The 26649-nt window shown below is 43.5% G+C and carries 25 protein-coding genes; 10 read left to right on the forward strand and 15 right to left on the reverse strand.

Annotated elements, in window-relative coordinates; translation table 11 throughout:
• The first annotated feature begins 121 nt into the window (after positions 1-121).
• The 3 genes from L0991_16040 to L0991_16050 are packed head-to-tail and all read left to right on the forward strand — an operon-like array spanning position 122 to position 1334.
• Positions 122-577, forward strand: coding sequence for a nitrate reductase cytochrome c-type subunit (locus L0991_16040; GenBank protein XGB65048.1), 456 nt, complete (start codon positions 122-124; stop codon positions 575-577).
• A 29-nt stretch (positions 578-606) separates the two neighbouring features.
• A complete protein-coding gene (locus tag L0991_16045) occupies positions 607-1185 on the forward strand; it encodes a NapC/NirT family cytochrome c (protein ID XGB65049.1) in 579 nt (192 codons plus the stop codon).
• Between the two features lie 11 nt (positions 1186-1196).
• A complete protein-coding gene (locus tag L0991_16050) occupies positions 1197-1334 on the forward strand; it encodes a TIGR02808 family protein (protein ID XGB65050.1) in 138 nt (45 codons plus the stop codon).
• A gap of 129 nt (positions 1335-1463) precedes the next feature.
• Here L0991_16050 and phaC read toward each other — a convergent pair whose 3' ends face one another.
• From phaC to L0991_16075, 5 genes are all read right to left on the reverse strand, one after another.
• Positions 1464-3290, reverse strand: a complete 1827-nt coding sequence (gene phaC / locus L0991_16055) for a class I poly(R)-hydroxyalkanoic acid synthase (protein XGB65051.1) — start codon at positions 3288-3290, stop codon at positions 1464-1466.
• Positions 3291-3365: 75 nt separating this feature from the next.
• Positions 3366-3713, reverse strand: coding sequence for a phasin family protein (locus L0991_16060; protein XGB65052.1), 348 nt, complete (start codon positions 3711-3713; stop codon positions 3366-3368).
• A 132-nt stretch (positions 3714-3845) separates the two neighbouring features.
• Positions 3846-5057 carry an acetyl-CoA C-acetyltransferase gene (locus L0991_16065; GenBank protein ID XGB65462.1) on the reverse strand — a complete coding sequence of 404 codons (1212 nt, stop codon included), beginning with the start codon at positions 5055-5057 and terminating at the stop codon, positions 3846-3848.
• Between the two features lie 26 nt (positions 5058-5083).
• Positions 5084-5824 carry an SDR family oxidoreductase gene (locus tag L0991_16070; protein XGB65053.1) on the reverse strand — a complete coding sequence of 247 codons (741 nt, stop codon included), beginning with the start codon at positions 5822-5824 and terminating at the stop codon, positions 5084-5086.
• Positions 5825-6381: 557 nt separating this feature from the next.
• Positions 6382-7053: an SH3 domain-containing protein gene (locus tag L0991_16075; GenBank protein ID XGB65054.1), complete on the reverse strand. Its 672-nt coding sequence runs from the start codon at positions 7051-7053 to the stop codon at positions 6382-6384.
• Positions 7054-7158: 105 nt separating this feature from the next.
• Here L0991_16075 and L0991_16080 point away from each other — a divergent pair, with 105 nt between their 5' ends.
• Together L0991_16080 and L0991_16085 are read left to right on the forward strand one after the other, a co-directional pair.
• Positions 7159-7746 (forward strand): hypothetical protein, encoded by a 588-nt coding sequence (locus L0991_16080; protein ID XGB65055.1) that lies wholly within the window; start codon positions 7159-7161, stop codon positions 7744-7746.
• Between the two features lie 235 nt (positions 7747-7981).
• A complete protein-coding gene (locus tag L0991_16085; protein ID XGB65056.1) occupies positions 7982-8224 on the forward strand; it encodes a hypothetical protein in 243 nt (80 codons plus the stop codon).
• Positions 8225-8394: 170 nt separating this feature from the next.
• On the opposite strand, the gene L0991_16090 is transcribed toward L0991_16085, so the two are convergent.
• Positions 8395-8853 carry an Lrp/AsnC family transcriptional regulator gene (locus L0991_16090; protein XGB65057.1) on the reverse strand — a complete coding sequence of 153 codons (459 nt, stop codon included), beginning with the start codon at positions 8851-8853 and terminating at the stop codon, positions 8395-8397.
• Between the two features lie 219 nt (positions 8854-9072).
• Here L0991_16090 and L0991_16095 point away from each other — a divergent pair, with 219 nt between their 5' ends.
• Positions 9073-10002, forward strand: coding sequence for a DMT family transporter (locus L0991_16095; protein XGB65058.1), 930 nt, complete (start codon positions 9073-9075; stop codon positions 10000-10002).
• A 148-nt stretch (positions 10003-10150) separates the two neighbouring features.
• Complete coding sequence (locus L0991_16100) at positions 10151-10615, forward strand: exoribonuclease R (GenBank protein ID XGB65059.1); 465 nt, start codon at positions 10151-10153, stop codon at positions 10613-10615.
• 61 nt (positions 10616-10676) lie between these two features.
• Here the strand turns inward: L0991_16100 and L0991_16105 are convergent, their stop codons facing one another.
• The 5 genes from L0991_16105 to L0991_16125 form a co-directional block, all read right to left on the reverse strand.
• Positions 10677-12050: a HAMP domain-containing histidine kinase gene (locus L0991_16105; GenBank protein ID XGB65060.1), complete on the reverse strand. Its 1374-nt coding sequence runs from the start codon at positions 12048-12050 to the stop codon at positions 10677-10679.
• Positions 12051-12095: 45 nt separating this feature from the next.
• On the reverse strand, positions 12096-12827 hold the full coding sequence (locus L0991_16110) for a response regulator transcription factor (protein ID XGB65463.1): 732 nt from the start codon (positions 12825-12827) through the stop codon (positions 12096-12098).
• An 80-nt stretch (positions 12828-12907) separates the two neighbouring features.
• Complete coding sequence (locus L0991_16115; protein XGB65061.1) at positions 12908-13588, reverse strand: spondin domain-containing protein; 681 nt, start codon at positions 13586-13588, stop codon at positions 12908-12910.
• Positions 13589-13596: 8 nt separating this feature from the next.
• Positions 13597-14280 (reverse strand): spondin domain-containing protein, encoded by a 684-nt coding sequence (locus tag L0991_16120; protein ID XGB65062.1) that lies wholly within the window; start codon positions 14278-14280, stop codon positions 13597-13599.
• 382 nt (positions 14281-14662) lie between these two features.
• The gene (locus L0991_16125; protein XGB65063.1) at positions 14663-15004 is read right to left on the reverse strand and encodes a YggL family protein; all 342 of its coding nucleotides are present in this window, start codon (positions 15002-15004) and stop codon (positions 14663-14665) included.
• 254 nt (positions 15005-15258) lie between these two features.
• On the opposite strand from L0991_16125, the gene L0991_16130 reads away from it, so the two are divergent.
• Positions 15259-17286 carry a PhoX family phosphatase gene (locus L0991_16130; GenBank protein ID XGB65064.1) on the forward strand — a complete coding sequence of 676 codons (2028 nt, stop codon included), beginning with the start codon at positions 15259-15261 and terminating at the stop codon, positions 17284-17286.
• Between the two features lie 270 nt (positions 17287-17556).
• On the opposite strand, the gene L0991_16135 is transcribed toward L0991_16130, so the two are convergent.
• The 3 genes from L0991_16135 to L0991_16145 form a co-directional block, all read right to left on the reverse strand.
• Entirely contained in the window at positions 17557-18177 is a 621-nt protein-coding gene (locus L0991_16135; protein XGB65065.1) for a LysE family translocator, read from the reverse strand.
• Between the two features lie 208 nt (positions 18178-18385).
• Entirely contained in the window at positions 18386-19672 is a 1287-nt protein-coding gene (locus L0991_16140; protein XGB65066.1) for a DEAD/DEAH box helicase, read from the reverse strand.
• Positions 19673-20937: 1265 nt separating this feature from the next.
• Positions 20938-21921: a GTP-binding protein gene (locus L0991_16145; GenBank protein ID XGB65067.1), complete on the reverse strand. Its 984-nt coding sequence runs from the start codon at positions 21919-21921 to the stop codon at positions 20938-20940.
• Between the two features lie 584 nt (positions 21922-22505).
• Here L0991_16145 and clcA point away from each other — a divergent pair.
• Both clcA and L0991_16155 read left to right on the forward strand, forming a co-directional pair.
• Positions 22506-23912 carry a H(+)/Cl(-) exchange transporter ClcA gene (gene clcA / locus L0991_16150; protein XGB65068.1) on the forward strand — a complete coding sequence of 469 codons (1407 nt, stop codon included), beginning with the start codon at positions 22506-22508 and terminating at the stop codon, positions 23910-23912.
• 249 nt (positions 23913-24161) lie between these two features.
• Positions 24162-25109 (forward strand): TDT family transporter, encoded by a 948-nt coding sequence (locus L0991_16155; protein ID XGB65464.1) that lies wholly within the window; start codon positions 24162-24164, stop codon positions 25107-25109.
• Between the two features lie 138 nt (positions 25110-25247).
• Here L0991_16155 and hmpA read toward each other — a convergent pair whose 3' ends face one another.
• A complete protein-coding gene (hmpA, locus tag L0991_16160) occupies positions 25248-26444 on the reverse strand; it encodes an NO-inducible flavohemoprotein (GenBank protein XGB65069.1) in 1197 nt (398 codons plus the stop codon).
• Between the last annotated feature and the right edge of the window lie 205 nt (positions 26445-26649).

The raw sequence follows: 26649 nt of genomic DNA on the forward strand, positions 1-26649 counted from the left end.
CTATATGTTCTAGAACTTAGTTCGTAGATCTAACGTATTTAATATTGCGGCTACTTTTTTCATAACCTTTTGATCGAAGTAGCCCACTCAAAGAATTAGCCTTTAGGCGGAGAAATTAACCATGAAAAAACTGATTACTGCCCTACTATCAGCTGGTCTTTTGCTAGCTGGCGTAGCTCAAGCTGAGCTAGATAACCCAGGCGGCATTGGTGGCGTAGAATCTCTACGTGGTGCAAGTGAACTAGAAGCAACTCGCCCAGCGGATGACTTCAAAAAGTTCCCTCGCGACCAAGTGCTTGATAGTGATTACGTGTACCAACCACCATTGGTTCCTCACACAATTCGTAGCTACGAAGTCTCTCTAAACGCAAACAAATGTCTGTCTTGCCACAGCTGGAAAAATGCGAAAGAGATGGGTGCAACAAAGATTAGTGTTACTCACTACATGAACCGTGAAGATGCAGTACTTGCTGACGTTTCACCTCGTCGTTACTTCTGTCTGCAGTGTCACGTTCCACAAGCTAGTGCGAAACCATTAGTAGAGAACGAGTTTAAACCTGTTGACTCACTACGCTAATCTTAGCCGTATTGTAGAGAGGCTATTATATGAAATTATTAAAAGCGTTTTGGAAAAGACTGACAACTCCAAGTAAAGCAGCCGTAGGCCTTGTACTTTTCTTGGGATTCTCGGGCGGTCTTTTGTTCTGGGGTGCATTTAACACAGGTATGGAAGCGACCAACACAGAAGAGTTCTGTTCTGGCTGTCACGCACCTATCGTTGAAGAGATCCAAGAGACAATTCACTACTCGAACCGCTCAGGTGTTCGTGCAATCTGTTCAGACTGTCACGTACCGCATGAGTGGACTGATAAAATCGTTCGTAAAGTTCAAGCATCAAAAGAGCTATACGCTCACTTTATTGCTAAGACGATTGATACTCCTGAGAAATTCAAAGAGCGTCGTGCTCACCTTGCAGAACGTGAGTGGGCTCGTTTGAAAAAGAACGATTCACTTGAGTGTCGTAACTGTCACCAGTTCGATTACATGGACTTCTCTGAACAGAGTCCTCGTAGTGCAAAACAACACTCGACAGCACTAGCTTCTGGTGAGAAAACATGTGTAGACTGCCACAAAGGTATCGCACATAAACTACCAGACATGCACGGTGTTGAAGGCTGGCAATAAGGAGCAATTGAATGAGTACTTTAGAGAGCGTAATTTGGCATATCTTAGGTTACAGTGCTATGCCATTTATCATTCTTGCCGGCTTCGCAGGTGTTGCAGCCGTATCTCTTTGGATTTTATCTATGGGTAAAGACAAAGAAATCGATTAATAATCGAACCAACTTTTCTCCTACTTTTGATGAGTTAGAGATTAGCTAAAGTTAAAAAGCCACTGAATTCAGTGGCTTTTTTTGTTATCTGCGATTCTATTTTATTACTGCATAGTATCCATACGAACACTACGCGTCGCTTGGTTGACCGCCTTTCTCAGTGACTTCTGTATCGCTCTTAGCTTTATCGACAATTGGAAGCACCTGTTTTACGTAGTTACCTGGCGCCTTACCAATCACAGGATACAACTCAGATCCTTGATTGAACGGTTCAACCGTTTCAGCCGCTTCAAAGCCCTGTAGCCATTGATTCCAGTGTGTCCACCAAGAACCTTCATTATGGGTAGCATTTGATAGCCACTCATCAGCAGAATCATCCAAATTGTCGTTCAGCCAAAATCCATACTTTTGCTTGTCTGGATGATTAACAATACCTGCGATATGTCCAGACTCGCCAAGCACGAACGTCTTGTTGCCACCCGTATTCAGTGCGCCGCGGTAAGTCCCCTGCCAAAGTGCAATATGGTCTTCCTTAGTAGAGATGAAATAACTAGGTATTTTGATCTTATTCAGGTCAATCCAGACACCACCCACTTTCACGCCTTTGTCTTGCACCAGTTTGTTTTCAAGGTACAGATCTCGTAGCAGGAAATTATGACACTTAGCAGCAACGTTAGTACTGTCACTGTTCCAGTACAACAAATCAAACTCCATTGGGCTGCTGCCTTTTAGGTAATTATCAATGTAGTAGTTCCAGTACAAGCTGTTTTCACGTAGCAAACTGAACGTCACACTCAACGATCTGCCATCCATAAAGCCTTTGGCATCGCTCTGTTTCTCTATGGCGTTGATGATCGTTTCATTGATATAGGCGCCCACCTCCCCCGGCTGAGAGAAGTCTAATAAAGTCGTAAAGAAGGTAGCGGTTTTAATACGTTTCTTCATACGCTTAGCGGCATAGTAAGCGACTGTTGAAGCCAATACAGTGCCGCCAATACAGTAACCTGCAGCGTTGATCTGCTCTTTACCGGTAATGTCTTCAATTGCGGTCACAGCTTTCGCGACACCTTCAGTCACATAGTCACCAAACTCTAACTCTTTCTGTGCTTCACCAGGATTGCGCCATGACATCATGAACACACTGTGCCCTTGTTCAAGCAACCAGCGAACCATCGAGTTCTTCTCACGAAGATCGAGAATGTAATACTTATTGATAAACGGCGGTACGATTAGCAATGGCGTAGCATTGACCTGAGGTGTTTTCGGGTAGTATTGAATCAGTTCAAACAATTCATTTTGAAAAACAACGTCCCCTTCCGTATTAGCAACATCGACTCCCAACCGGAAAGCATTATTGTTAGTCATACGGATCTTGAGGATATCAGCGCTTGCTTCAACATCAGCCTGCAATTGCTCAAGACCATCGATCAGGTTTTCACCATTTCGCTCAAGCGTCAATTTCATCAGCTCTGGGTTTGTCGCAATAAAGTTGCTTGGAGAAAGTGCGTTGATCGCTTGGCGTGAGAAGAACGCAACACGCTCTTTGGTTTTCTCATCAATGCCGTCAATTGAGTTAATGGTGTCGATATAGCTTTTGCTAAACAACAAATAGGATTGCTTGATAAAGCTATAAAATGGGTCGTTTTTCCACGCTTCATCAATAAAGCGTTTATCACTGCGATCTTCAGTGATTACACTCTCGGTGTTGCCCATCAATGCAGCGTTTTGCCAGATCTTAAGTTGTTGCTCCCACCATTGAGATTGCAACTGAAGGAGTGCAGCAGGTTGGTTGGCGGCTTGCTCGAAGATTTTCGACGCATCATCAAAATTCAATTCTTGCATCGCTTGGTTTAGGGGAGATTGCGCGGCTTCCTTGTTTTGTTCAAAGTTGTCCCACCATTGCTGGTTTGTTTGTTGAAGTTTAACAAGGTAGTCCGAAAAGAAGTGTTGAAACATAACATGACTCCAATAATCGGAAAATCGCCACCGAGCCTCACAGTAAACACTGCGCTAACTCGATGGCGATTGAATTTATGCAGGTGTAACTGTTTTCAAGTTTTCAGTTGTTAGTGTTTCAACGTCTTCTTTGAATTCTTTCGCTACCGCTTGCAGTTTTGCGCTGTCACTCATCATCTGTTGAGAAAGTTGAGTCAATGCTGCGAGCTGTTGGCTGTTGAATGCAGTAAGGCTGTTCACATCTTTAATTTCACTTACCGCTTTCATTTGAGCAAGACCCATGTCCGTATAAGTCTGCATCGCATTCATTTGCAATTCCGTCATGGTTTGAACGTTCTTTGCAACTAACTTGTTGAACTTAAAGTACGGTTCAAATTGCTTTTCAGTTTGGTCAGTAATTGTTTTGAAAATATCCGTGTACATAAGTAACTCCTGATGAATACATAGTTTAGTAAATTCGTACTTGTATCGTTTAAGCAAAGGCACTACTACTCACTAACGCACCTTGTAGACTGCCGCGATAAATTGTTTAGTTTGCCAATGATACGTCCGGGGTTAGCCTTCAATACTCTTCAGCAGAACTGCGGTTCCCATTCCCCCACCCACGCAAAGTGAAGCAACACCATAAGTGCTCTCTTGCTCAAGCATTTCGTGGATAAGTGAGACAATGATTCGATTGCCCGATGCGCCTAGTGGATGCCCAAGCGCAATCGCACCACCATTGACATTCACTTTTGGTTTAAAGGCTTCGAGAGGCAGATCGTGCTGCTCAGAAAGCTGATACATCACACCAAGAGCTTGCGCCGCAAACGCTTCGTTTAATTCAAACAGATCAACTTGTTCGAGTGTTAAATCAGCTTTATCTAACGCTTTAGACACTGCCTCTACTGGACCTAAGCCCATGATCTTTGGGTCTAATCCAGACTGTGCATAGCTTGTAAGCTCGACCAGTGGTGTCAAACCGTATTTCGATACAGCACTCTCTGATGCCAAAATGATTGCACTCGCGCCATCATTAATACCCGAAGCGTTGCCCGCAGTGACCGTACCTTCACGGTCGAAGGCTGGACGCAGCTTTTGTAAACCCTCGAACGTTGCATCCGCTTTAGGATATTCATCGGTATCAAAGCTGACGATCTGCCTGCGCTGTTTCACTTCAACAGGCACAATTTGCTCAGCAAACTTACCCGCTTCGATCGCAGCTACCGCTTTTTGTTGGCTTTCTAGCGCGTAGTTATCTTGAGCAAGACGCGAGATATTCAATGCATTCGCAATGTTCTCCGCAGTCACACCCATGTGGTAATGATTGAAAGCATCCGTCAGACCATCGCCAACAAGCAGATCTTTCATCGAAATGTCGCCCATTTTGTGTCCGTTACGAATACTTGGCGGAACCACGAAAGGGATTTGAGACATCACTTCCACGCCCGCAGCAACCACGATTTCTGCATCTTGCGCTTTAATATGAGCTGCAGCGTCCATGACTGATTTCATACCACTACCGCAGATCATATTAACGCCGTAAGCTGGAGTCTCTTCAGGTAGCCCTGCGTAGATTGAAGCCTGACGTGCAATGCCCATACCTTGACCTGCTGAGATCACGTTACCTACGATCACTTCATCTATGACATCTAGGGGAAGATCTACTGAATCCAGAGCACCTTTAATTGCTACGCCAGCTAACTCACCCGCACTAACGTTTTTCAATGAACCTGTAAATGAACCAATTGGTGTACGTTTCGCTGCAACAATAAATACTTTTTCCATCATTCAATTCCTGTCAGTTTCGCCAATTAGTGCATGTACAAGCCGCCATTTACAGATAAAGTCTCGCCCGTAATATACGCACCCGAATCGCTTGCTAGGAATCCAACCGCTTCGGCAATTTCCACTGGTGTTGCTAAACGTTTCATTGGGATTTGGTTCTTAATTGAATCCAGTACTTCAGGCTTCATTTGTTCAACCATTGGCGTTGCGGTGTAACCAGGGGCAATCACGTTCACTGTTACGCCACTGCGAGCGCCTTCTGCAGCTAAGGCTTTCGAAAAACCAATCATCCCAGCTTTTGCCGCCGAGTAGTTGGTTTGTCCGAATTGCCCTTTAAGGCCATTCACTGACGAGATATTGATTACGCGGCAGTTTCCTTTCTCACACATAGGTGCGAACAGAGGTTGAGTCACGTTGAACAAACTGTTTAAGTTCGTTTCGATAACCTCTTTCCACGCTTCGGCGTTCATCTTTTTAAATACGCTGTCACGTGTAATGCCAGCATTATTAACGAGAACATCAACAGTTCCCTCTTCCTCTAACAACTTGCTCAAGCTCAATGCGCACTCTTTTGTGTTGGTGACATCCAATTCAAACAATCTCACTTGATCTTCAGTAAATTGTTTCTCGTTGAACCAATCCAATGCACACTGGTAGTTTCCGGTAAAGTACGTTGCAATTACACGATATCCGTCAGCGACCAACTTAGATGATATAGCCGATCCGATACCGCCCTTTGACCCTGTAATTAAAGCAAGTTTTTTCATTAATGGTTCCATCCCTTACAAGCAATTAAATAACAATGATATTAATAAGATAATGTCTTACTCGATAATTAATCTTTTCATTTCGCTTTAATTAAACACTACATATCAAAATCAAAAATTATTATTACAAACACAAAATAATTTCTATTAATCTATAAAAACCTGACTTGCGTCTCAAAAACCTTGAAATGTTAAGCGTATGTAAAATCACAACAAGAGACTGATTCTAAAGGAGTTTAATTTAATATTGAATATATCAACATGTACATAACCTGCTGTTAAACAAAGATAAAAAGCTGAAAAACATCTTGTTTCAGTAATAATTCAATATTCGAAATAAATTTAATTGATCGGAAGAATAGTAGTAAAAGTATTATCTCTTACTAATAAATCTATCGTATTTATCTCATAAAGCTGACAATATAATTTTGTAACGAATGGTTGTCTTTTAACTGACACAAGAAAGCCCACTCTATTGCAGAGTGGGCTTTAATAATTAATTGATAACTTATAGTCTAGCGACGGTTACATACTCAATATTAATACTTGATCATCTCTTAATCTGTAAATATTTCATTTGTATTTACATCGAGATAAATTTTGTTTTCAAGAGATAAACCACCGCAGTAGATAAAGTAAACATCGCGCTCGCTATACCGAACCGATTTTACCCAACCACCTAACTCTTCAAAGTCACTAGGCTCGCACTCACCTTCAGAAATCAACTTAGCAACTGAATTTCGAAATTTCTCCTGGTACAACTTAAGATCGTCGGACTTAACTAGGTAAGAGTCTAATATCTCTTTGTTTTCCTTATCAGAAATAACCACTTCATCATTTGAGAGGCCTGACATCGCCACCCATTCAGCAATCTCAGGTCCGCCTTCTTTCAGAACAATATAATCTGAAATACGTGCCCAATCGCCCTTCTTCTCAAGTACTTCGACCTTCTCCCCTTTGTAGAGGTAGCCTGTTATCAAGCCATCAATCTCAGGCTGTTCTACCACCTCGAGCTTTCTATCTAACACATAAAACTCTGTCTGCTCTGGCTCAGGTTGTAGTTCCAAAACTGGCTTTAATTCAGATATTGGTTGCTCCATAGTTTCAGCAACGGGCTCTTCAACTTTTTCTGGTGGCGTTGGATCTTTCTTCATAATGAAGAAGTAGTACGCAGCGCCTCCTCCACCCAAGATTAACAATACAAGTAAAGCGATCAGCGCTTTTTTCATTCAATCCACCAGCTTATCCTTTAGAAGTGAATTTCCAGTGTACATCAACTCACGCATCAGCTCATCTATACTCTATATTGAGAACATCGTAAGTAGAGGAAGGTCATGAGTTTTTGGGTTAAGGTTCTGATCATAAACGTCTCTTTAAGTGCTAGTGTGGTAATAGCCAGTGAATGTAACAGTGATAGTTGGCAAACGCTGCTAGCTCGTCAGCTCGCCTTTGAAACTCGCTATAACCAATACACAAAAGAATTCAATCAAGTTCTCTCAACCTATGAGTCACAGACCCTACTGTCTAAACATTTCACTGGAGAGCAAGTCGTTGAACTTTGGGCAAAATACGAACAAAGATTTAATACGCAGCTCAACAGCCACATGAATACCGCTTACGATATCTCCGAAGTTCTGCTTAAACAGTCATATGTAGTATCGACCGAATTAGAAGGCGCTCGTTCTCTTGCTCAACTATGGGAAGCAATGGCTCAAGATTGTGATAAAGCCAAGCTAATGCGCCAGTCAGAAAGTGCACTGTCACATGTGAAGAGCTCGCAGTCTCTCTCGCAAGACCTTAATGTGCTGAGTGAAAAATTTAGGCAACTATCGTTTAGGTATCGTCAGGAAGCCACAATGATCGATGCTGCGCGCCAATCAAATGAACGGGAAAGCGTTCAATCAAACGAACCGCTTCGCTAGATTTATCTGCAAAATCAGCTATGTCTGATGAAAATGTATTCAACCCAGCCTTAATCAAAGCTTTATCAATAACTTGTAAAACTAATGTGCTAACTATCAACAACAAAGTTCAATTTCCAACCAATGCAAGTAATTATGTGAGAGATTCATCACAAAATAGATTTACAAACGCCAGAAAATTGTTATCATGAATCTTCATATAACTTAATAACAAGAAACATTTTGGCTAGGTAATATGCAAAAAACTATGGCTTTCAACTGCTTGAGTAACACGGAATGGACTGCAGAGATAAGAGCTAAGCTTTTATCTGTAGCTAAACACATGGAAGAGTTCGGTTCAGTAAGTGAATTAGAGCTATGTAAGATATTTGGAGAAACAATCTGGAATGACGGTGTGGATTATCATTCACATGCTTTTTCATTCAGAATTAATGCACAAACTGGAGATTGTTCAATCTCTAACTTTAAGTATCACTAAGTTTTGCACCTATCATATACGGAGTACCTTTCACGAGGTGCTCCGTTTTTTATTGTATTGAGTTTGGCATCTTGTGAAAGATCTTGGGTCATCTTCGCATTGGTATCCACAGAGCAAATCATTTCGTTTTCAGCTCACTCTCCCCAATCACAACTAAGCTTTCCATCGGGTTAGTCGGTATAGACTGGAAGAGGCGCATTACCTTTTACTTGCCTTATCGCTAAGTGAGTATGAATGTCTTTGACGTTAGATAGCCGCTGTAGTTTTCTAGTAAATGCTTCATAGGCCATTAGGTTTGGGCTAACCACCTCTAAAAGATAATCATAAGCGCCAGAAACGACATGACAGCTGATCACCTCCTCCATCTCGACAATCGCACCTTCGAACTTATCGATCGACACTTCTTGGTGATTGTTTAGGCTCACTTCGACAAACACGCTCATCGCCACACCCACTTTTTCTCGCGACAAGCTCACGCGATATCCGTCGATAATCCCTTTTTCTTCAAGCCTTTTTATACGCCTAGCACATGGAGACGCAGATAACCCGACTTCCTCAGCGAGTTCAGCCGTTGTCAATCGCCCATCTTTTTGCAGCAATTCAAGAAGGTGTCTATCTATTCTGTCCATAACGCGATTTATCCTTTGATATTAAAAAGAGCAATGAAAACAGCCCTCACTTAGGTGGATCAACAATCAGCTTGGCAAGCATTAAGAGTTGTAGTCACCAATAATCAACACTATGTTAGCAAAAATCACCAACAGTAAGTAAAAACTCATTCAATTTTGCCAACTTGAGGCACGTAAATCCCCTCATAATGAATCACCATTCACTTGTTTGTTGATATTATGAAGCTTGGCTATCTTTCCATTACTGTCACTTTACTGATCTGGGCGAGTTTTTTTCTCTCACTAAAAGGCGGGGCTAATTCAAATTTAACGCCCGCAGACATCGCTCTCACGCGTTTCTTCATACCCGTCCTCGTGCTACTGCCACTAGTGTGGAAAGCCCGTAACATCGTCACTGCGGTGCCTAAACGTTACTTACTCGGTATGTTCATCGGTAGTGGCCTGCCTTACTTGCTTGTTGCTGGTACAGCGATGCAATTCGTTCCTGTTTCTCACGGAAGTGCTTTAGTACCCGGGACACTACCTCTGTTCGTTACAGGCATTGCGGTCCTCTTTTTTAAGCAACCACTGAGCAGACATCGAGTAGCGGGATTAGCGATGGTGTTACTAGGAATCATGCTGTTTTTAGGCTCGAGCTTAAGTAGTTTTAACTTCGAATACACCAAGGGACATTTGCTATTCTTATGCGGAAGCTTGATGTGGGCGATATTTACAATTTCTGCTCGTGTGGCCAACCTTGACGCGTTGGTTAGTGCTGGCTTCATCTCTCTCTGCTCAACGTTACTATTGTTGCTTCTCATCGTTACCGGGACCCTCCCTAGTCATCTAGCAGACACACCCATCGCTCAATGGCCATTTGCCGAGCTTGTTGTGCATTCTGCAGTACAAGGCGTTGGCGCAGGTTTAATAGCGGCGTTCACATACCTTTATGCTGTAAAGACCTTAGGAGCAGAGCGATCCGCCGCATTTGGCAGCGCAACACCTGCGATTGCAACTCTGCTGGCTATTCCATTGTTTGGTGAGATCCCTGACACGCTAACCTGGCTAGCTCTTGGTTCTATTTGTATTGGCAGCTTGGTGGCGAGCAATATCTTTATGAGAAATGATCAATCAATGCACTATCAGCCTCCCGCTCACAACAAGGCTTAACTGCGCTTGCTCAAGCATTCCTACTACTCACTTTCATACTAAAGATGTCTAGATAAGCCTACCTTCGCAGGCTTATCTAAAATCTTCTTTTTCTCAGCACGCTTCTCCATTAAACTGTGCGACCTTTTTGCCGATTCAAGAGAACACCATGCAACGCGACTACACCTTAAATTGTTTAATCACCATGCCTCGCCATGAACTAGAAGAATTTAGTTTAAGAATGATCCATCGCCTTGTTCCTGAAGACGCAATGACAGAGCTATTCACATTCGAACAAGAAGAAGTGACCAGCGAAGAACGCATGCAATCAGCGAAATTCGATGCAATGCTACGAATGACAGCAATTGCACTTGGTGAAGTAAACCTAGCGTTCTCTGAATCAGATAACTCACAGCAAAACATCGAACGCATGACTCGCCTGCTGTTATGGCATTTCTACTCGATCTCTTTCAACCTTGAAGAAGCGATCGCAATTGAAGTGCACTGTGAGAAAGTTGAGAAAATCTTAAAGAACGCACCCAAAGATGCGTTTGGCTGGGTTAAAGAGCTCACTGAGCTACTTCACTTCTACGCAAAAGTGAATGAAGGCAACGAAGAGAAAAAAGACGCGTAACGTCCCTTAATCTTCCACAGGCTGCCGCAAAACAGCCTGCTCATTACAAAGGCAGAATGAACTACACAGAAGGCAAGTAAAAGCTTTGCTGAAACGAGTTCTCTGCCTTTGTTGTTTCTAATACGCTGTGATGCAGCATCAATATCGACTGAGCGATTTTAGTCCCGATACCCAATGAACCATTTGGTGCTTCCCGCTCCACCTCATTGTGAATAACCACCCTAACCCGCTTCGAATCTGGCTCTAAATCGACACTCAGTGAAACTGCTGTTCCAGTTGGGCTGTGCCTTAAGGCATTATCTAATAAGTTCAATATCAGCCTCTCAAGCAAATGACTATCCCCCACCGCTTTAATTCCATCAGGTAGATTGACCTCAAGCTCCACACCTTTCTGCACATATTGGCTCTGCATCGTTTCCAGACATTCCGTCATCAGCGTGTTGAAGTCGATTGAAGCATATTGATAAGTTGGCAAAGGGTTATCTTGCTTAGCGCTATCTAACAGAGAATGGAGCTGTTCTGACAGCTTGTTACCATTTCTGTAAGCAACATCAATTAACGGATCGGATTGAGGGTTTTGGATCTTCCATGTTTCAAGGTAACCCAACACACTAGATAGCGGCGTTTTCAAATCATGGCTCAACTGCAACATACTTTGTCTTCGGTGTGATGACTGATATTCGAGTTGTAAGAATTGTTGTTGGATGTGTTTAGCCATGAGTTGGTAAGAACGAGCAATCGGCACCAGTTCTGGTACTTGATGAACAAAATTAGGATCTAGTCGGAAATCTTGTTCTGCTTGCTGCTGCAATTTATCGGTCACTTCTTCGATAGGATTCAAAAGGCTTCGCTTTACAAGCAAATAAGCACCAATAGCGAAACCTAGAATTGAGATCAACATGAGCCCTGCTAACGCAATATAAGGTGTGTCGACTTGTGAATTAGCAATCACAGTATGTCGGTTACTGCCAATCAACACATAAAGATAGCCCACGGTTGAGCCTAACTCTTCAATCGCAGCAACAGAGAATACCTTGTGAGAACCGGGGTTGATCGGGTCATCCCCAAGAATGGGATAAGGCTCGTTGTTTAAAAATTGTTTGATAGGTGCTAAGTCAATCTGGCTCGCTAATACTGTCCCTTCTGGCGCCGCGTGTGTCGTGATATTACCCTGACTATCGAGAAAGTAGATGTCGAAGTCAGGCCCAATCAACATCAAAGTATGGAATATAGTTTTAAGGGCTTTAGGATTGTAATCCGTGCCAATCATCAGCGGATTATCGTCACGCATGTGAACCGCGAGTTCTTTATGTAAACTTTGTTTAGTTCTCTGCTCTATGGTCTCTTTTTGCCAGTGATAAGTGTAAGCAATCACCACACTCACTAGTAAAAACCACAAACTGGTGAACAACACTAAGCGCGATTTAAAACTCATGTTCCCTCCTCAATGGCTCTTAAGCTTAGGACGCGACACATAGGCCTAAACTTTAGATTCGAACTTATAGCCCACACCCCAAACGGTTTTAATAAACTCATCGTCGCTGTTAGGCATCGCTAACTTAGTTCTCAGACGGTTCACCGTGCTACACACCGTGTGGTGATAGCCCGAATGATCTGTATTCCATACGTGGTTAAGTAGCTCGTCTTTGCTGTAGACACGCCCTGGGCGAGTAGCTAAAAAGTGAAGTAAGGTAAACTCAGTTGCGGTAAGCGGGACATCTTGATTGTTCAATGAGACCTGATGGCGCTCTGGTCGAATAGTTAACCCACCAAAGCTCATTGTGGGCTCTATTGATGGTGACTCTTTGGTAGTTATTTCAGAGTGGCTTAAGCGGCGCAGTACGTTCCTAACTCGTGCTTGAAACTCGAGTACGCTGAAAGGCTTGGTGATGTAGTCATCAACCCCAGCTTCTAAGCCAGATACCTTGTCGAGTTCAGTATCTCTTGCCGTAAGCATCAATACTGGCGTCCAGTCTCCCTGTTGGCGTAATAGGCGACATAAATCGAGCCCATCACCATCAGGTAAGCCCCGATCAAGAACGATCAAGTCAAACTGGCTTTCCTGGTATAACGCTTGAGCCTTTTCAATCGAGTTGGTTCTTACAACATCATGTCCTTGAAACTTAAGATGCATCTGCACCAGTTCAGCCAAGTCGTCATCGTCTTCGACCAACAAAATGTTTGCCATCAAATTTACCGCAGCACTATTCATGATCCCTGCTCTATCCGGAGTCTGTCCACCTTTCAATTGACCGGAACAGAGCAGGAATTCTTTCATCATGTACTCAGCTGTTACTCTGTACGAGTGATAGTGATACGTGCGCCAGGGTTAAGGAAGCGATGATTGCCACTTAATGCGGAGGTCGCCAGACCATCATCTTGGCTGATGACACCTGAGTGAAAACTGACGACGTCGCTGTCGTTTCTCACGCTGTTAAAGCCTTCTCCACCACCAGCAGGCCCCGGAATGGTGGCTGCAAGCTCGTCGTTAAGCTCGGTTCCTGAATCCCATACGTTCATGTTCATGACGAACGTGTCGCCCACCGCTAACGATTTCAGCGATAACCCAGATTCACCGACAAACGCATCATTAGTATTCACCAACATTGAAGCAACCGAAATATACCCTTCTTGATTTGGGTCGATACGAATAGACACCGTGTCTTGTTCTCCGGAAAGGATCAGTCCATTACCAGAGATGCCTTGATAAACATTGTCGTCACTATCACTCAGCGCAATCAGTTCAGCATTGCTGCCACCTTCAGCTAAGTATTCGAGATCAACAGAAGCACTTTGCCCGATCTCAAACAAATCGAAATTTGAATTATGAGTCAGTACTGCTAGAGGCGACATGGGTTGATTAGGCGTAAGGTTCGTGACTGTCACATTGTAACGGTAGTAATCATCGTCATCATCAGGACAGCCGGCCAATACAGCAACAGAAGCTGCGATAAATAAGATTCTAGCTTTCATACGTCCCCCTATTTCACAACGATTGTGATGCTTGCGACTGGGTTTAACCAACGATGACTACTGTTATCAAGGTCACTAATACCGCCTGCAGCATCACTGTCACCAATGTTACCTGGGTGAATATGAACCTTACTGTTAGACACCGCAGTCTCTACACCTGTGCCACCAGCACCAAAGGCAATGAATGGTGGGTTTGGCATGCTGCCTGCCAACTCATCGTTGGCTTCAGTTCCCGCATCATACCCATTGAGCGTGGCTTTATAGGTGCCAGCCTGCGTTGGGATCTTCCAACTGTCTAATCCGACAAAACCATCATTGGTCGGCAACAGCATAGCCCCCAAAGATAGGTAAGCCAGATCGCCAGTATCAATATCAAATGTGGTCGCGTCACCAGGATTAAGGATTCCGCTCGCAGGGTTTTCAACGACTACACCACCTGCATTAGCGATGACACCAGAAAGACCTGAGATGTCACCTCCTTCCGCCATTGATTCCAACTCAGCAGAAGCGGTTTCCCCTGTTCTAAACATGAATAAGCTTGAGTCATGAGCCGCAGCTAAGATTGGCGTAAAGTAGATCCCTTTCGTTGCATTAGTCACTGTTACCTCAAGCTGAGCGGCCTGAGCTTGAACAGCTCCAAGAGCGAACATCGCTGAGCTGATCACTAAGCTGATTTGAGTACGTTTATTCATTTTGATTCCATCCTTTATCGAGTCCTTTCGTGACCAGCAAACAAAAACATCGAAATATGTTTTATCCATGCCTGCCACGAACTGTGGTGTTGTTGACTCTAAGAATGACGCCCAAATCTATCAGCAACTTCATTGAATTCTCATAAAAGTCTCACAAGTTTCTTCGAACTTATAACAATCCAACAAGTCACCATAGCTCGCTGATATTTATGTAAAAGTGATAGCTTCATGAACCAAAAGAGAAACACTAAAAAGCCAATCGGAAAATATCAAAACGCAAAAAGGCCGAATCGATCTACCGATTCGGCCTCTGTTTTATGTATCGTTACTCGTCCTAAAAGTCGTGTTACTCTCTAACCAAAGCTAACACGATAGGATCAATTTAGAACGCGTAGTTTGCGTCAATCAACTCGCTGACTTCAACTTTCGTTACTTCAGCACGCGCTTCAAGCCATTGTGCAACCTGAAGTTGTTCTGCTTCAGTTACTGAGCGGTAGCGCTCGACAGAACATAAGAAACCTTCAAACAGCTCAAGGCCGCCACCACCAAAGCACAAACCGATGCTATCGATGAAGTCGATGAATTCATCAATGAACACATCGTATTGGTCAAAATCAGTAATCGATGTTTTGCAGCTTACTTCAAAACCCAGAATCGCGAATTCACCTAGGTATAGCTTTTTACGTAGACGACGATTTTTGTTTTCGATTTTATCTAATTTCATAACTGTCTCTCTTTTCGTTTGATTAAGCATTTATACACAGTTCTAACGCAATGCCCAAGAGTTTTATCTTGCATAAAAAGCCTTGAGACAAAAATCGTGCTACAGAAACAAAAGCTTAATAAAAACTATAAAAATCTGTCACTTAACTACTTCACGATTGGTCACACATTTACCCAGACTATTAACTTATTCATTAATAGATGTGTGAATGACAAACAACGAATAATAAAGTCAGCCAATAGGAAGCAGTTGCGATGAGCAAGGAAACATTTGATAGCACTCGTTTTAACAAGAGTAACAACAAGCCCTTCGAAGAGGTTCTAGAAGCAAACCTTTCAAGAAGAAACGTATTGAAAGGCGGCTTAGGTATTAGCGCAATGACAGCCTTTGGTGCATTCGGTTTAGGTGGTCACAGCACAGCTAACGCAGCAACAATGCAAGCTACGGGCGCACAAAAAAGTACTGCGACGCTAGCATTTGAATCCGTTAAAGGCTCATTAACAGACAGCGTGGTTGTGCCTAAAGGATACACTGCACAAGTATTAGTTCCTTGGGGTACTCCACTCAATAAGCAAGGCAATCCTTGGCTAAAAGACGGCACCAACAATGCACAAGACCAAGCTAACGCACTGGGTATGCACCACGATGGCATGCACTTCTTCCCGTTGGATGGCAACAGCAATGATGGTTTGTTGGTGATCAACCACGAATACATTGATCAAAAAGCACTTCACGCTAATGGCCCTACATACAATGAAGGCGCTCGCCCTAACATTGATGAAATACGTAAAGAGATTAACGCGCATGGCGTGAGTGTGGTTCGCGTTAAGCTTGAGGGCAACCAGTGGGTAATGGTCGATAACGACCCACTTAACCGCCGCTACACTGGCGCCACTGTAATGGACCTATCTGGCCCTGTCGCTCACAGTGAGTTTACCAAAACGAAATTCTCACAAGACGGTAGCCAAGCTCGTGGTACATTGAACAACTGTGGCAACGGCTACACACCTTGGGGCACTTACCTAACTTGTGAAGAGAACTGGCCGGGTTACTTCGTTAATAAAGGGACAACGACACCAGCTCAAGAGCGTATCGGTATCGCGACAGATAAAACACGTTACAGTTGGGACACCCTTTCTGGTGACAAACAAGAGCGTTTAGATGAGTTTGCACGCTTTGATGTCACACCAACAGCTGATTCTCCAATGGACGATTACCGTAATGAAGCACACGGTCACGGCTACATTGTTGAGATCGACCCATACACAGCAAACTCACGAGCGAAGAAGCGTACCGCTCTAGGTTGCTTCCGTCATGAAGGTTGTACGTTTGGTAAGTTAACCGAAGGCGAGCCAATCGTATTCTATTCTGGTCACGACTCTCGTTTCGAATACCTATACAAATTTGTTTCTGAAGCGAAATGGGACCCACGTGACGCTGAGCCGAGCAACCGCCTAAGTGCGGGCGACAAGTACATGGACAAAGGCACGCTTTACGTCGCTAAGTTCAACGACGATGGTTCAGGTACATGGTTGCCATTAACACTAAGCAGCAAAACCACAAACGGTGGCAAGCTAGGTGATACGTTTGATTCACAAGCGGCTCTTATCGTCAATACAGCAGGCGCAGCCGACCTTGTAGGCGCAACACCAATGGATCGCCCTGAATGGTGCTCTGTTGACCCAATGACAGGTACCGCTTACCTAACGCTAACAAACAACAACAAGCGTAAAGAAGCGAATTCAGCGAACCCTCGTGTAAACAACAAGTTTGGTCATGTTATCCGCTGGGATGAAGGTAAAACGGCAGGCGAATTCGATTGGGATATCTTTGTATTCGGTTCTCCTGCTGTGGAAGATAAGTCAATCAACCGCTCAGGTCTAACAGACATGAACCAATTTGCGAGCCCTGATGGCTTAGCGTTTGATGCGCGTGGCATCCTATGGATTCAAACAGATAACGGTGCAGACGAAGTAACAGGCTATACCAATGACCAAATGCTGGCAGTGGTTCCGTCTCAGTTAACTGATGACCAAGGCAACAGCACGGTAATTGATGCAAACAATCAAGCACAGCTAAAGCGCTTCTTTGTGGGGCCAAACGGTTGTGAAGTAACAGGCTTTACCATCAGCCCAGACTTCAAGTCATTGTTTGTGAACATTCAACACCCTGCGAACTGGCCATCTTCAGACGATGCAACCGCTCAGACTCAAGGTAACGTTCGTCCACGAGCATCTACCGTTGTGATTCGCCGTGAAGACGGTGGTGAAATCGCGGTTTAACAAACAAATCTAGCTAAGGTCAGCAATCTTACTGTTATCTAGTTTCTGTTCGCTAGCTAAGTAAAATCAAAAAGAGCGATAAGGCTAATTGCCCTATCGCTCTTTTTATATTCTATTCATTCTTCGGCTTTAGTAAGAGTCCAAGCCTTCAAGCTCGTCATCTTCCCAAGAGCTATCCATCCCAAGCTCTCGTCATCCTCGAGAAGGAGGAACGACTGAATCGGGGATCTTCTTACCTGTTATCGTTAATCGCAATACCGTTAACCACAGTTAACTCACGAACAACCACACACCTACACCCATCATCAGCGTACCAGCAATACGGTTCATCAACTTCACGTTATCTGCCTTACCTAACATATGCTTGAGGCTCTTACCGCCCGTCGCGTACAGAGTCATACAAACAAATTCAGAAGCCAAGATGATAGACACCAAAATCATCAACTGAGGCGCTAAATCTTTACTGCTGTTGATAAAAGGAGGAAGCAGAGAAATCATAAATGCCCAGCCTTTCGGGTTCGCAATCGCAGTCACAAAGCCTTGAACCACGAGATCCCAGTCATTATTCACTTTGGTGTTTTGAGTGTCGGTACTGATGGCCAACTTGCCTCTCGAACGCCACATCTGAACACCCAAGTAGAACAAGTAAGCTGCACCAACAAACTTAAACCCAGTAAATAGCCATGGGTAATTCAGCATAATTGAAGCAATGCCTAGCACTGCAGCAACCGATACCACCGCGACGCCAGCTAGCTCACCAATCATCATCCACAATGTGCGCTTATAGCCAATACTCATACCCAGCGTTAAAGCCAAAGTCATGCACATGCCCGGAGTGATTGAAACAAAGAAAAACGTGGGGATGAAAGCCAAAAGTAGCGCGCTATCCATATTATTACCTTACTGCCTTGTTACTGCTTGAAACTCACTGTTTCCCCATTGAGAAACAGTTCGCTGAAAATTGGGAGATTGAAAAATCGATGATCACAAACGCCAGAATAAGCATTTATGTAGAACAACTGTGTTTATAAATAACATCGCGCCCAAAAACGCAAAAGAGCCACAATACAGTGGCTCTTTTCCATAACCAACCGTAATTTTACTTACGACGGTTTTTAATTCGCTTCATCATCGCTAGACGACGTTCTGCGCTTGCTTGGTCTTGCGGTGCATCGTTCGCGTTATTCTTACGACCTTGGCGGTTTTTGTATGCCGCTTTCGTGTTTAGCTTCTCGATGTAAGCATCACGCTTCTTAGGCTCGTAACCAGGTTGCTCAACACGACGAATACGTTGTTGAATCAGTTTCTCAACCTGAACCACAGTTAACTCTTCTTCACGGTTAACGAAAGAAACAGCATGGCCTTGCTTACCTGCACGACCAGTACGACCGATACGGTGAACATAATCTTCTGCTAAGAAAGGCATGTCGTAGTTAATCACGTGTGGTAAGTCTTCAATATCAAGACCACGAGCTGCAACATCGGTTGCTACCATTACACGTGCTTTACCTTCTTTAAAATCATCTAGAGCACGACGACGAGCACTTTGCGCTTTATCACCGTGACAAAGTACTGCTTTAATACCGTCTAGTTTAAGCTCTTTAACCACTTCGTTAGCGGTTTCTTTATAGTTCACAAAAACCAGCACTTGGCGCCAGTTTTTACGGCCAATAAGCTCAGACAGTAACTCTGTTTTACGCTCTTGATCCACAGGGTAAACTACGTGACCTACCGTTGCAGCCGTTGAGTTTTCACGCTCAACACTGATACGTTTTGGCTTACGTAAGATATCAACCGACAGTTGGTTTAACTGCGTTGATGTGGTCGCAGAGAACATCATGATTTGTGGAGAAGTTTCTACATCCAACATGATCTTGCGAACCGCATTGATAAAGCCCATATCTAAGATACGGTCAGCTTCATCAAATACTAGGAATTCTAGGTTAGCAATAGACACGTTACCCGCTTCTAAGTGCTCTTCTAAACGGCCTGGCGTCGCAACCAGAATATCAACACCCAGTTCCAATTGACGAACCTGTGAAGACATCTTGTTACCACCGTAAACCGCAGAAACGCTCAGTTCTGTGTATTTAACGTAGTCTTTAATGTTTTGAGCAATCTGCGCTGCTAGCTCACGAGTTGGAGCTAAGATAAGGCCGCGAGCCGTTCCTCGAGATGCTTTTTTACCGCTGTTCAGTAGATGCTGGATAACAGGCAATGAGAATGCCGCTGTTTTACCTGTACCGGTTTGAGCAGTAGCAAAAATATCATGGCCTTTACGAGCCATTGGAATTGCTTTTTGTTGAATTGGAGTGAGTTTTTCATAACCGCACTCAGTCAGCGCTTTGACTAATTCAGGAGCAAAACCTTGAGAGGAAAATGACATTGTTACGAGTTCCTTAAGCAGACAGCCTACATTCTTATTTCAGCCGAGCACTATAAAGTAATTAGAGTGATTTATCTCACATTTATCGTGATATAACGCAAATTTTCTCACTTAATCTGGTGTTTACCACGCGAACCGCGAAGCAAACACCCAATTATTAGGCTCAAACAGAGTACAAACCCTATTTAATGCCATACAGCTTGAGCAAAATCTGCTCGAGGTCGCCCCAAGGCATAAGCTGTGAGTCGATCACCACAGGGCAAAACTTGAAGCAACCGTATAGCATCTTATCTAATAAATAGTGGCATAGCATTATAATCGCTGCCGATACAATTTACTAAGTGTGACTACAAGCTTAGCAAATAACCACAGCCAAGCTTATGTTACCCTCAAGATATCTACCAAATATCATAATCCTTGGAATCACTAGAGTCACTAGAATCACTGTTTATGGGAAGCTCATTTGAATAATAACTGCGCCCCATCAAATCAGCTTTGTGATAAGCAAATCTAACTCCTGGCTTACGCATATTTTGGGTTCGTAAATATGCTTTAGTGTTCTTTGCGTCTAAATGTACTTCGTGCACCTTATCCATCGCCAACTTTTTGGTTTTGAATTCTGCGTAGGATCCATCTCCATAATACACATAGTGCCTAACGTTCTTCTTTAGCCTCCCTCCAAAGTAATTAATAAAGATTGCGCACGCACATAGAAGCAACACACTTAATAAAATCAAACTCACAAGTTTCTCATTATTACGTCTTGCGAGCTTTTTAGTAAGTCATTAGCACCAAAGCTATTAATAGTAGAAGGCATAATTTGACCTCAAGAGCATTCATAAAATTTGTCGAATCATCTAACTTTTTTCGCATTTATCCGATTGAGTTATCTAATAATTAGGCTCTTAACCAGAGGCTGGTCGCACCTAATCTAGATATCGTAACGAACAAAATCAGTTGCATAAGTTCATGACTTAGCTGAGATACAGTATCCCAACCCAAAATATGAATGAAAACATGTCAAAACTATCAATGAGATTCTTTTAACCTCAATGAGGCCGGAAACATCCTTAATTAGGACTGTTTTGGGAGAAAGCTAAGCAATAAGTATTTTGAGAGTAAAAAGAGGCGAGGAGTTCAGGGCGAATGCGACAGAAGGAACGAGTACTAAGATATCAATACAAAGCCATATGCGCCAATCGAATAATCAACACATACAGCTCTAGACATTAGGATGACAGGTTATCTAAACACAAATTTAGAAGTTATTTGATGCCACACAGCTTGAGCAAGATCTGTTCTAGATCGCCCCAAGGCATAAGCTGTGAGTCGATGACTTCTAATCGTGATTCAAAGCCATCGAGTGTGATTTCATTGACTGACACAACTTGATTCGCGACGTTGAAAGCAAAGCAACCTTGGTCGGTGTTAACCACCGCTTTAACGCGCTCAGCCGTTAAATCAGACAGCATTGAGAATAGCGCATCGAAATCGAATTTATACTCTGCGCCAAACAACCAGCCACAGCTAAAGTAACCCTGCCCTTTGTTTTCCTTGCGGATGAACGCTTCGCCCGGAGGAAGTTCGAATTGAGGTTCTTGTTCAGCGTGATCATGATGGTGTGATTCTAGATGAGTTGAAGCACTACCGTACACACGCTCAATGTCCAACACTTCTAGAGGCACTTCACCATCATGAATCAACTTATGGAACACTTTCGCTGGCGTTTGGTCCGTTACCCAATCGTTAAATACATCGATGTCTTCAGAGTGAACAAGGTCAACTTTGGTACCAAGAATTACATCAGCACTGTCTAGCTGATCATTAAAGTTCTGGTTAGATGTGTATTTTTCATTGGAAAGGTTACGTGGGTCTACCAAACCTAACGTCGCTTTTAAGTCGACATAAGGTGCGTATTGTTCTGAAGTCAGCGTGGCAATAACCTGCTTTGGATGTCCTAGGCCCGTTGGCTCAATCAATAAACGGTCTGGCTTTTGACGAAGCAACGCATTAATACCCACCGACATCGGTACGCCAGCAGTACAACACATGCAGCCACCCGGCACTTCTTTAATCAATGCGCCTTGATCTGTCATCAATGCACCATCAATACCAATCTCACCGAACTCATTAACCAGAACAGCCCAGTTTTCATTCTCAGGTTTATTTTTCAATAGGTTCAAGATAGCAGTCGTCTTACCAACACCTAAGAAACCCGTAATTATGTTCGTAGGAACTTTTTTGGTCATATCAGTTCTCCTTTTTAAGGGAGTATATACTCAATCACTAAAAAGTTGACCCCAATCGCTTGTTTATACTTAGATTGATAAATTGAAAATAAGCTCTAGACCAAGGAAAGTTAGACAAGGAGCAGGTGTACGTATTCGAAGGTTTGACGCTAGGGAAAGAGAAGTGATTTGGGATGCTCCAAACAAACTAAAGGCGTACTTCAAGAGTACGCCTCACCCTCGTTACTCAATCGTGAGTTCGCGAATCAGGAAGTCTTAAATATCGACCTGAACATTTAACGAGGAACTAAAACTTTGTATTTTTGAATCCATCCAAATTGTGTGTAAAACCTCATGTCTCCTTGCGGCTCGTTATGTTGCTTTACGATTTAACTATGGTTCATTTTGGTAGTAATTCAAGTTAGCGCTGTAGATTCGATCAAAATTGTGACGGTGATTCCACTATATTCTTTATACAATCTATTTATGTAATACACTCCTTTCATAAATGAAATTCAACTTTGCATCTTTGTTGCTATAGGATAAGCAGAGTAGGCGTATAATTTACTTAAGCCCCGCCGCATCAACTCAGGAACCAAACTTCAATGACCAACAGAGAGAAATTTAAGCAGTCCCTTTTAGCAAAAATGCCAAGGGGTGCTATTAACCAATTTCTTTCTAGAGACAAAGCTCCCGTTTCAGTTCTCATCCTTTCTTGCCTTGTCGGTATCCTTGCGGGTGTTGTTGGTACCTACTTCGAAGTTGCAGTGCATTTCATCACAGAGACGCGTACCGACTGGCTGAAAGATGAACTGGGCAATCATCTACCGCTTTGGTTATCTGCGTTTCTCATCAGTGCAGCCTTTGCTTTCATTGGTTATTTTCTTGTGCACCGCTTTGCCCCAGAAGCCGCAGGATCCGGTATCCCTGAGATTGAAGGCGCGATGGACGGGATGCGTCCAGTTCGTTGGTGGCGAGTTCTACCTGTGAAGTTCTTTGGCGGTATGGGCGCATTAGGTTCAGGCATGGTATTAGGTCGTGAAGGACCAACCGTGCAAATGGGTGGCAGCATTGGTCGTATGGTCACAGACATCTTCCGTGTAAAAGACGATGACAGTCGACACTCACTGCTTGCCTCTGGCGCAGCTGGTGGTTTAGCAGCTGCATTCAATGCTCCGTTGGCTGGGATCATGTTCGTTGTTGAAGAGATGCGACCACAGTTCCGCTACTCTCTCATTTCTATCAAAGCCGTTATCATTTCAGCCGTTTCAGCCAACATTGTATTTCGCTCTATCAATGGACAGTCGGCTGTCATTACTATGCCTCAATATCAACAGCCTGAACTGAGCGCACTTTGGTTATTCTTGTTATTGGGCGTACTGTTCGGAATGTTTGGTGTAATTTTCAATAAACTGATCACCCTTTCACAAGACATGTTTGTCGCAATACACAAAAACGACCGCAAACGTTACTTGATGACAGGTACATTACTCGGTGGTTGCTTTGGTTTATTGCTTCTCTACATCCCAGAATTGACTGGCGGCGGTATCGGCATTATCCCAAATGTCACCAACGGTAATTACAGCACCAACATATTGCTGCTTATTTTCCTAGGACGTGTGCTTACCACACTACTCTGTTTCGGCTCTGGTGCACCGGGTGGTATTTTCGCTCCTATGCTAGCACTGGGTACACTCTTCGGTTATGCATTTGGACTTATCGCGGCGGCATTCTTCCCTGAACTTAATATAGAACCAGGTATGTTTGCGATTGCAGGTATGGGCGCACTGTTCGCAGCAACTGTACGCGCGCCGATTACAGGTATATTGCTGGTTATCGAAATGACCAATAACTATTACCTGATCTTACCTTTGATCATTACCTGCCTTGGTGCCGTTATCTTTGCGCAAATGCTAGGTGGTCAACCAATCTACAGCCAACTACTGAACCGCACGCTTAAAAATGAGAAATTGAGACAACAAGACCTCCCTCAACAAGAGGAAGTTCGTTAATGACAAATGACTCATAGAACAAAAGCACACATTCAACGTGCTTAATGTCCCGATTCCGCATCAAAGTCAAAAAAGCAAACGTTAAAGTTGCTATCATCCACTCAAAATTAGTTGAGCGCCCTCAACAGCTATTGATGGCACAACTACACGCATCAAATAGAGCAAAAATTCTATTGCTAACCGTTGTTTTATAAGTCACTAAGTTGGAGCAAGTCGTTGAACTGGAGAAGGTTGACCCAAGTAAAAAACGTGCCACCATCTCAGGCATCTTTAGCACTTGGTGTTATAGGTCTAGGACAAGCTTGGGCTTTGTATATCCCAGGCATAGGTGAAGTTATTCGCCCCTACCTCGCTTCATTTGGTGCGCTACTTCTATTACCTGTTTTACTTCGTTACCTCACAAGTTTTAATACCTTCATCAATGATATTCGTCACCCGCTTAGTGGAAGCTTAATGGCGCCAATGAGCATGGCACTATTGATCCTGTGTGACTATTTAGCCGAAATATCACCAATAATCGCCTACCCAATCTGGTTCTGTGCACTATTACTTCATTTTTCGATGATGGTGTTGTTCTTCGGTTTCCAGATCATCAATTTCAAGATGTCTAATATCGTTCCAAGCTGGTTCCTATATCCTGTGGGGTTGATCAGTAGTTCGCTGGCGGGCACCCAATTTGGACATACAGTGTTTTCAGAAACGCTCGCAGCCACCTGTATCGGTATCTACTTCTTCTTGCTGCCTGTGGTGCTATACCGCTTGGTGTTTGAAGGAAACCTCCCTCGTAGAGCAAGACCGACACTAGCAATCATGGCGGCTCCAGTGAACTTGTCGCTTGCCGCTTACTTGGTTAATTTCGACCACCCCGACCCAATTCTGACAGGCGCTTTAGCGGGTATTGCCATTACCATGACGTTGCTGATCTACTTATGCTATGTAAGGCTCATGCGACTCAAGTTCCAACCTTCCATTGCAGCAGTAACCTTTCCATCGGTAATCAGTGCTATCGCTATGCATCGTTTAACCACCTTTTTCGGTACCGAGTATCCACAGTGGTACTGGTTACATAAATTTGGTTTCTTCGAATTGACCATCGCAACCATCCTAGTCATTTGGGTCGCTGGCGGTTACGTGAAGATGTATTGGCCCGAGCTTTTTGACCCTGATTACATGTCTAAGAAAGTGAAACGTTCTTAACCAATTCAAATAACACTTTCTAGCTCTCTAAATCCGCAGCTTCGCACAAAATGAAAAAAGGCCTCACACTGTGAGGCCTTTTGATTGGGCAAGGTTTTTAATAGATCAGACGAGTGTTAACACAACTCCCTAGAGTTCTTAGAAGTTAGCGTGAGGGCCAAATACTTCGTAGTGAACACGAGAGCGGTCAACTTTAAGTGCGTCTAGCTGCTCAACAATGTTCTTCATGAAGCCTACAGGACCACAGATGTAAAAATCGCTGTCTTTGAATCCTTCAGTATCAGAGATCGAAGCAAGATCCATTTGACCTTCGTGCGTATTCTCACACGCAGATGCTTCTTTGTTCATGTACCATGTCTTCGCAGACCAGCCCTTATCAGCAACGATGTCTTTCACACGTTTAGTGAATGAGTGTTGACCTTCATTTTCACAAGCATGTAGGTAAAGCACTGGCTCGTTTTTCTCTTCAGTATTCAAGAACTCAAGCATTGACTGCATTGGCGTTACACCAACACCTGCAGAGATAAGCGTTACTGGCTTACTGCGCTCTTGATACATGAAGTCACCCGCTGGAGCGTAAAGGCTTACTTCATCACCGATAGCAACCGTGTCGTGTAGGTGGTTAGAAACCACGCCCTGTGTTTCTTGGCCATGGCCTTCACGCTTCACAGAGATGCGGTATTGCTTACCGTTCGGCTTATCTGATAGTGAGTATTGACGAATTTCGCTGTATTGCGCGCCTTCTGGCTTAACTTCGATACCGATGTATTGACCAGGCGTGTAATCTAGAACGTCACCGCCATCTTTTGGTTGTAGAATAAAGCTTGTTACTAGCGCTGATTCTTCAATCTTGTCTGCAATCACAAACGTACGTGCTGCTTCCCAACCGCCAACAGCTTGTTTGCGTTGTAGGTAAAGCTCAGCTTCACGATCGATGAATACTTGAGCCAAGAAAAGGTAAGCCGCTGTCCACGCCTCTTCTACTTCAGGTGTAAACGCGTCTGTTGCCAATTCACGTAGTGTTTCAATCAGGTGTAAACCAACAATTTGGTAATGCTCTGGTTGGATGTTAAAACTTGTGTGTTTCTGAGCAATGCGTTCAACCGCTGTTGTTAACGCTGCTAGGTTTTCAATGTTCTTTGCATATGCCGCGATAGCTTCAAACAGTGCTACGCCTTGGCGACCTGTTCTTTGGTGAGTCATATTGAAGATATCTTTTAACTCAGGGTTATGCGTGAACATACGTTGATAAAAGTGCTGAGTTAAAGCTGGGCCTGCGCTCTCAAGTAGAGGAATAGTAGATTTGATGATTTCGATATGTGCATTGTTAAGCATGAATTTACTCCGAACACTGAGCCTTATGACCTATTATGTCATTTTGACTACTTAAAAATTAAGAATGACTTATCGATTTTCTGAAAGCTTAGTTATTCTTAGAAACTGAGTTATTTTGACTCGTTTTCATTTCAAAAAATCGCGAAACCTGATTAATGCCACCTGATTGATTGAGATCAAGAATAGTCTGTTTAATCAGCGCTAT

Origin of the sequence: Vibrio chagasii, assembly GCA_041879415.1 — a bacterium.
In the GTDB taxonomy this organism is placed as follows: Bacteria; Pseudomonadota; Gammaproteobacteria; order Enterobacterales; family Vibrionaceae; genus Vibrio.

What these genes read in the sequence shown, in the direction of transcription:
- L0991_16105 (XGB65060.1), bottom strand. Translation starts at nt 12,050, where the DNA reads ATGAGTTTTAAATCGCGCTTAGTGTTGTTCACCAGTTTGTGGTTTTTA.
- phaC (XGB65051.1), bottom strand. Translation starts at nt 3,290, where the DNA reads ATGTTTCAACACTTCTTTTCGGACTACCTTGTTAAACTTCAACAAACA.
- L0991_16050 (XGB65050.1), top strand. Translation starts at nt 1,197, where the DNA reads ATGAGTACTTTAGAGAGCGTAATTTGGCATATCTTAGGTTACAGTGCT.
- L0991_16140 (XGB65066.1), bottom strand. Translation starts at nt 19,672, where the DNA reads ATGTCATTTTCCTCTCAAGGTTTTGCTCCTGAATTAGTCAAAGCGCTG.
- L0991_16135 (XGB65065.1), bottom strand. Translation starts at nt 18,177, where the DNA reads ATGGATAGCGCGCTACTTTTGGCTTTCATCCCCACGTTTTTCTTTGTT.
- clcA (XGB65068.1), top strand. Translation starts at nt 22,506, where the DNA reads ATGACCAACAGAGAGAAATTTAAGCAGTCCCTTTTAGCAAAAATGCCA.
- hmpA (XGB65069.1), bottom strand. Translation starts at nt 26,444, where the DNA reads ATGCTTAACAATGCACATATCGAAATCATCAAATCTACTATTCCTCTA.
- L0991_16090 (XGB65057.1), bottom strand. Translation starts at nt 8,853, where the DNA reads ATGGACAGAATAGATAGACACCTTCTTGAATTGCTGCAAAAAGATGGG.
- L0991_16115 (XGB65061.1), bottom strand. Translation starts at nt 13,588, where the DNA reads ATGAAAGCTAGAATCTTATTTATCGCAGCTTCTGTTGCTGTATTGGCC.
- L0991_16110 (XGB65463.1), bottom strand. Translation starts at nt 12,827, where the DNA reads ATGAATAGTGCTGCGGTAAATTTGATGGCAAACATTTTGTTGGTCGAA.
- L0991_16065 (XGB65462.1), bottom strand. Translation starts at nt 5,057, where the DNA reads ATGGAAAAAGTATTTATTGTTGCAGCGAAACGTACACCAATTGGTTCA.
- L0991_16075 (XGB65054.1), bottom strand. Translation starts at nt 7,053, where the DNA reads ATGAAAAAAGCGCTGATCGCTTTACTTGTATTGTTAATCTTGGGTGGA.
- L0991_16040 (XGB65048.1), top strand. Translation starts at nt 122, where the DNA reads ATGAAAAAACTGATTACTGCCCTACTATCAGCTGGTCTTTTGCTAGCT.
- L0991_16130 (XGB65064.1), top strand. Translation starts at nt 15,259, where the DNA reads ATGAGCAAGGAAACATTTGATAGCACTCGTTTTAACAAGAGTAACAAC.
- L0991_16145 (XGB65067.1), bottom strand. Translation starts at nt 21,921, where the DNA reads ATGACCAAAAAAGTTCCTACGAACATAATTACGGGTTTCTTAGGTGTT.
- L0991_16085 (XGB65056.1), top strand. Translation starts at nt 7,982, where the DNA reads ATGCAAAAAACTATGGCTTTCAACTGCTTGAGTAACACGGAATGGACT.
- L0991_16070 (XGB65053.1), bottom strand. Translation starts at nt 5,824, where the DNA reads ATGAAAAAACTTGCTTTAATTACAGGGTCAAAGGGCGGTATCGGATCG.
- L0991_16125 (XGB65063.1), bottom strand. Translation starts at nt 15,004, where the DNA reads ATGAAATTAGATAAAATCGAAAACAAAAATCGTCGTCTACGTAAAAAG.
- L0991_16095 (XGB65058.1), top strand. Translation starts at nt 9,073, where the DNA reads ATGAAGCTTGGCTATCTTTCCATTACTGTCACTTTACTGATCTGGGCG.
- L0991_16060 (XGB65052.1), bottom strand. Translation starts at nt 3,713, where the DNA reads ATGTACACGGATATTTTCAAAACAATTACTGACCAAACTGAAAAGCAA.
- L0991_16045 (XGB65049.1), top strand. Translation starts at nt 607, where the DNA reads ATGAAATTATTAAAAGCGTTTTGGAAAAGACTGACAACTCCAAGTAAA.
- L0991_16080 (XGB65055.1), top strand. Translation starts at nt 7,159, where the DNA reads ATGAGTTTTTGGGTTAAGGTTCTGATCATAAACGTCTCTTTAAGTGCT.
- L0991_16120 (XGB65062.1), bottom strand. Translation starts at nt 14,280, where the DNA reads ATGAATAAACGTACTCAAATCAGCTTAGTGATCAGCTCAGCGATGTTC.
- L0991_16100 (XGB65059.1), top strand. Translation starts at nt 10,151, where the DNA reads ATGCAACGCGACTACACCTTAAATTGTTTAATCACCATGCCTCGCCAT.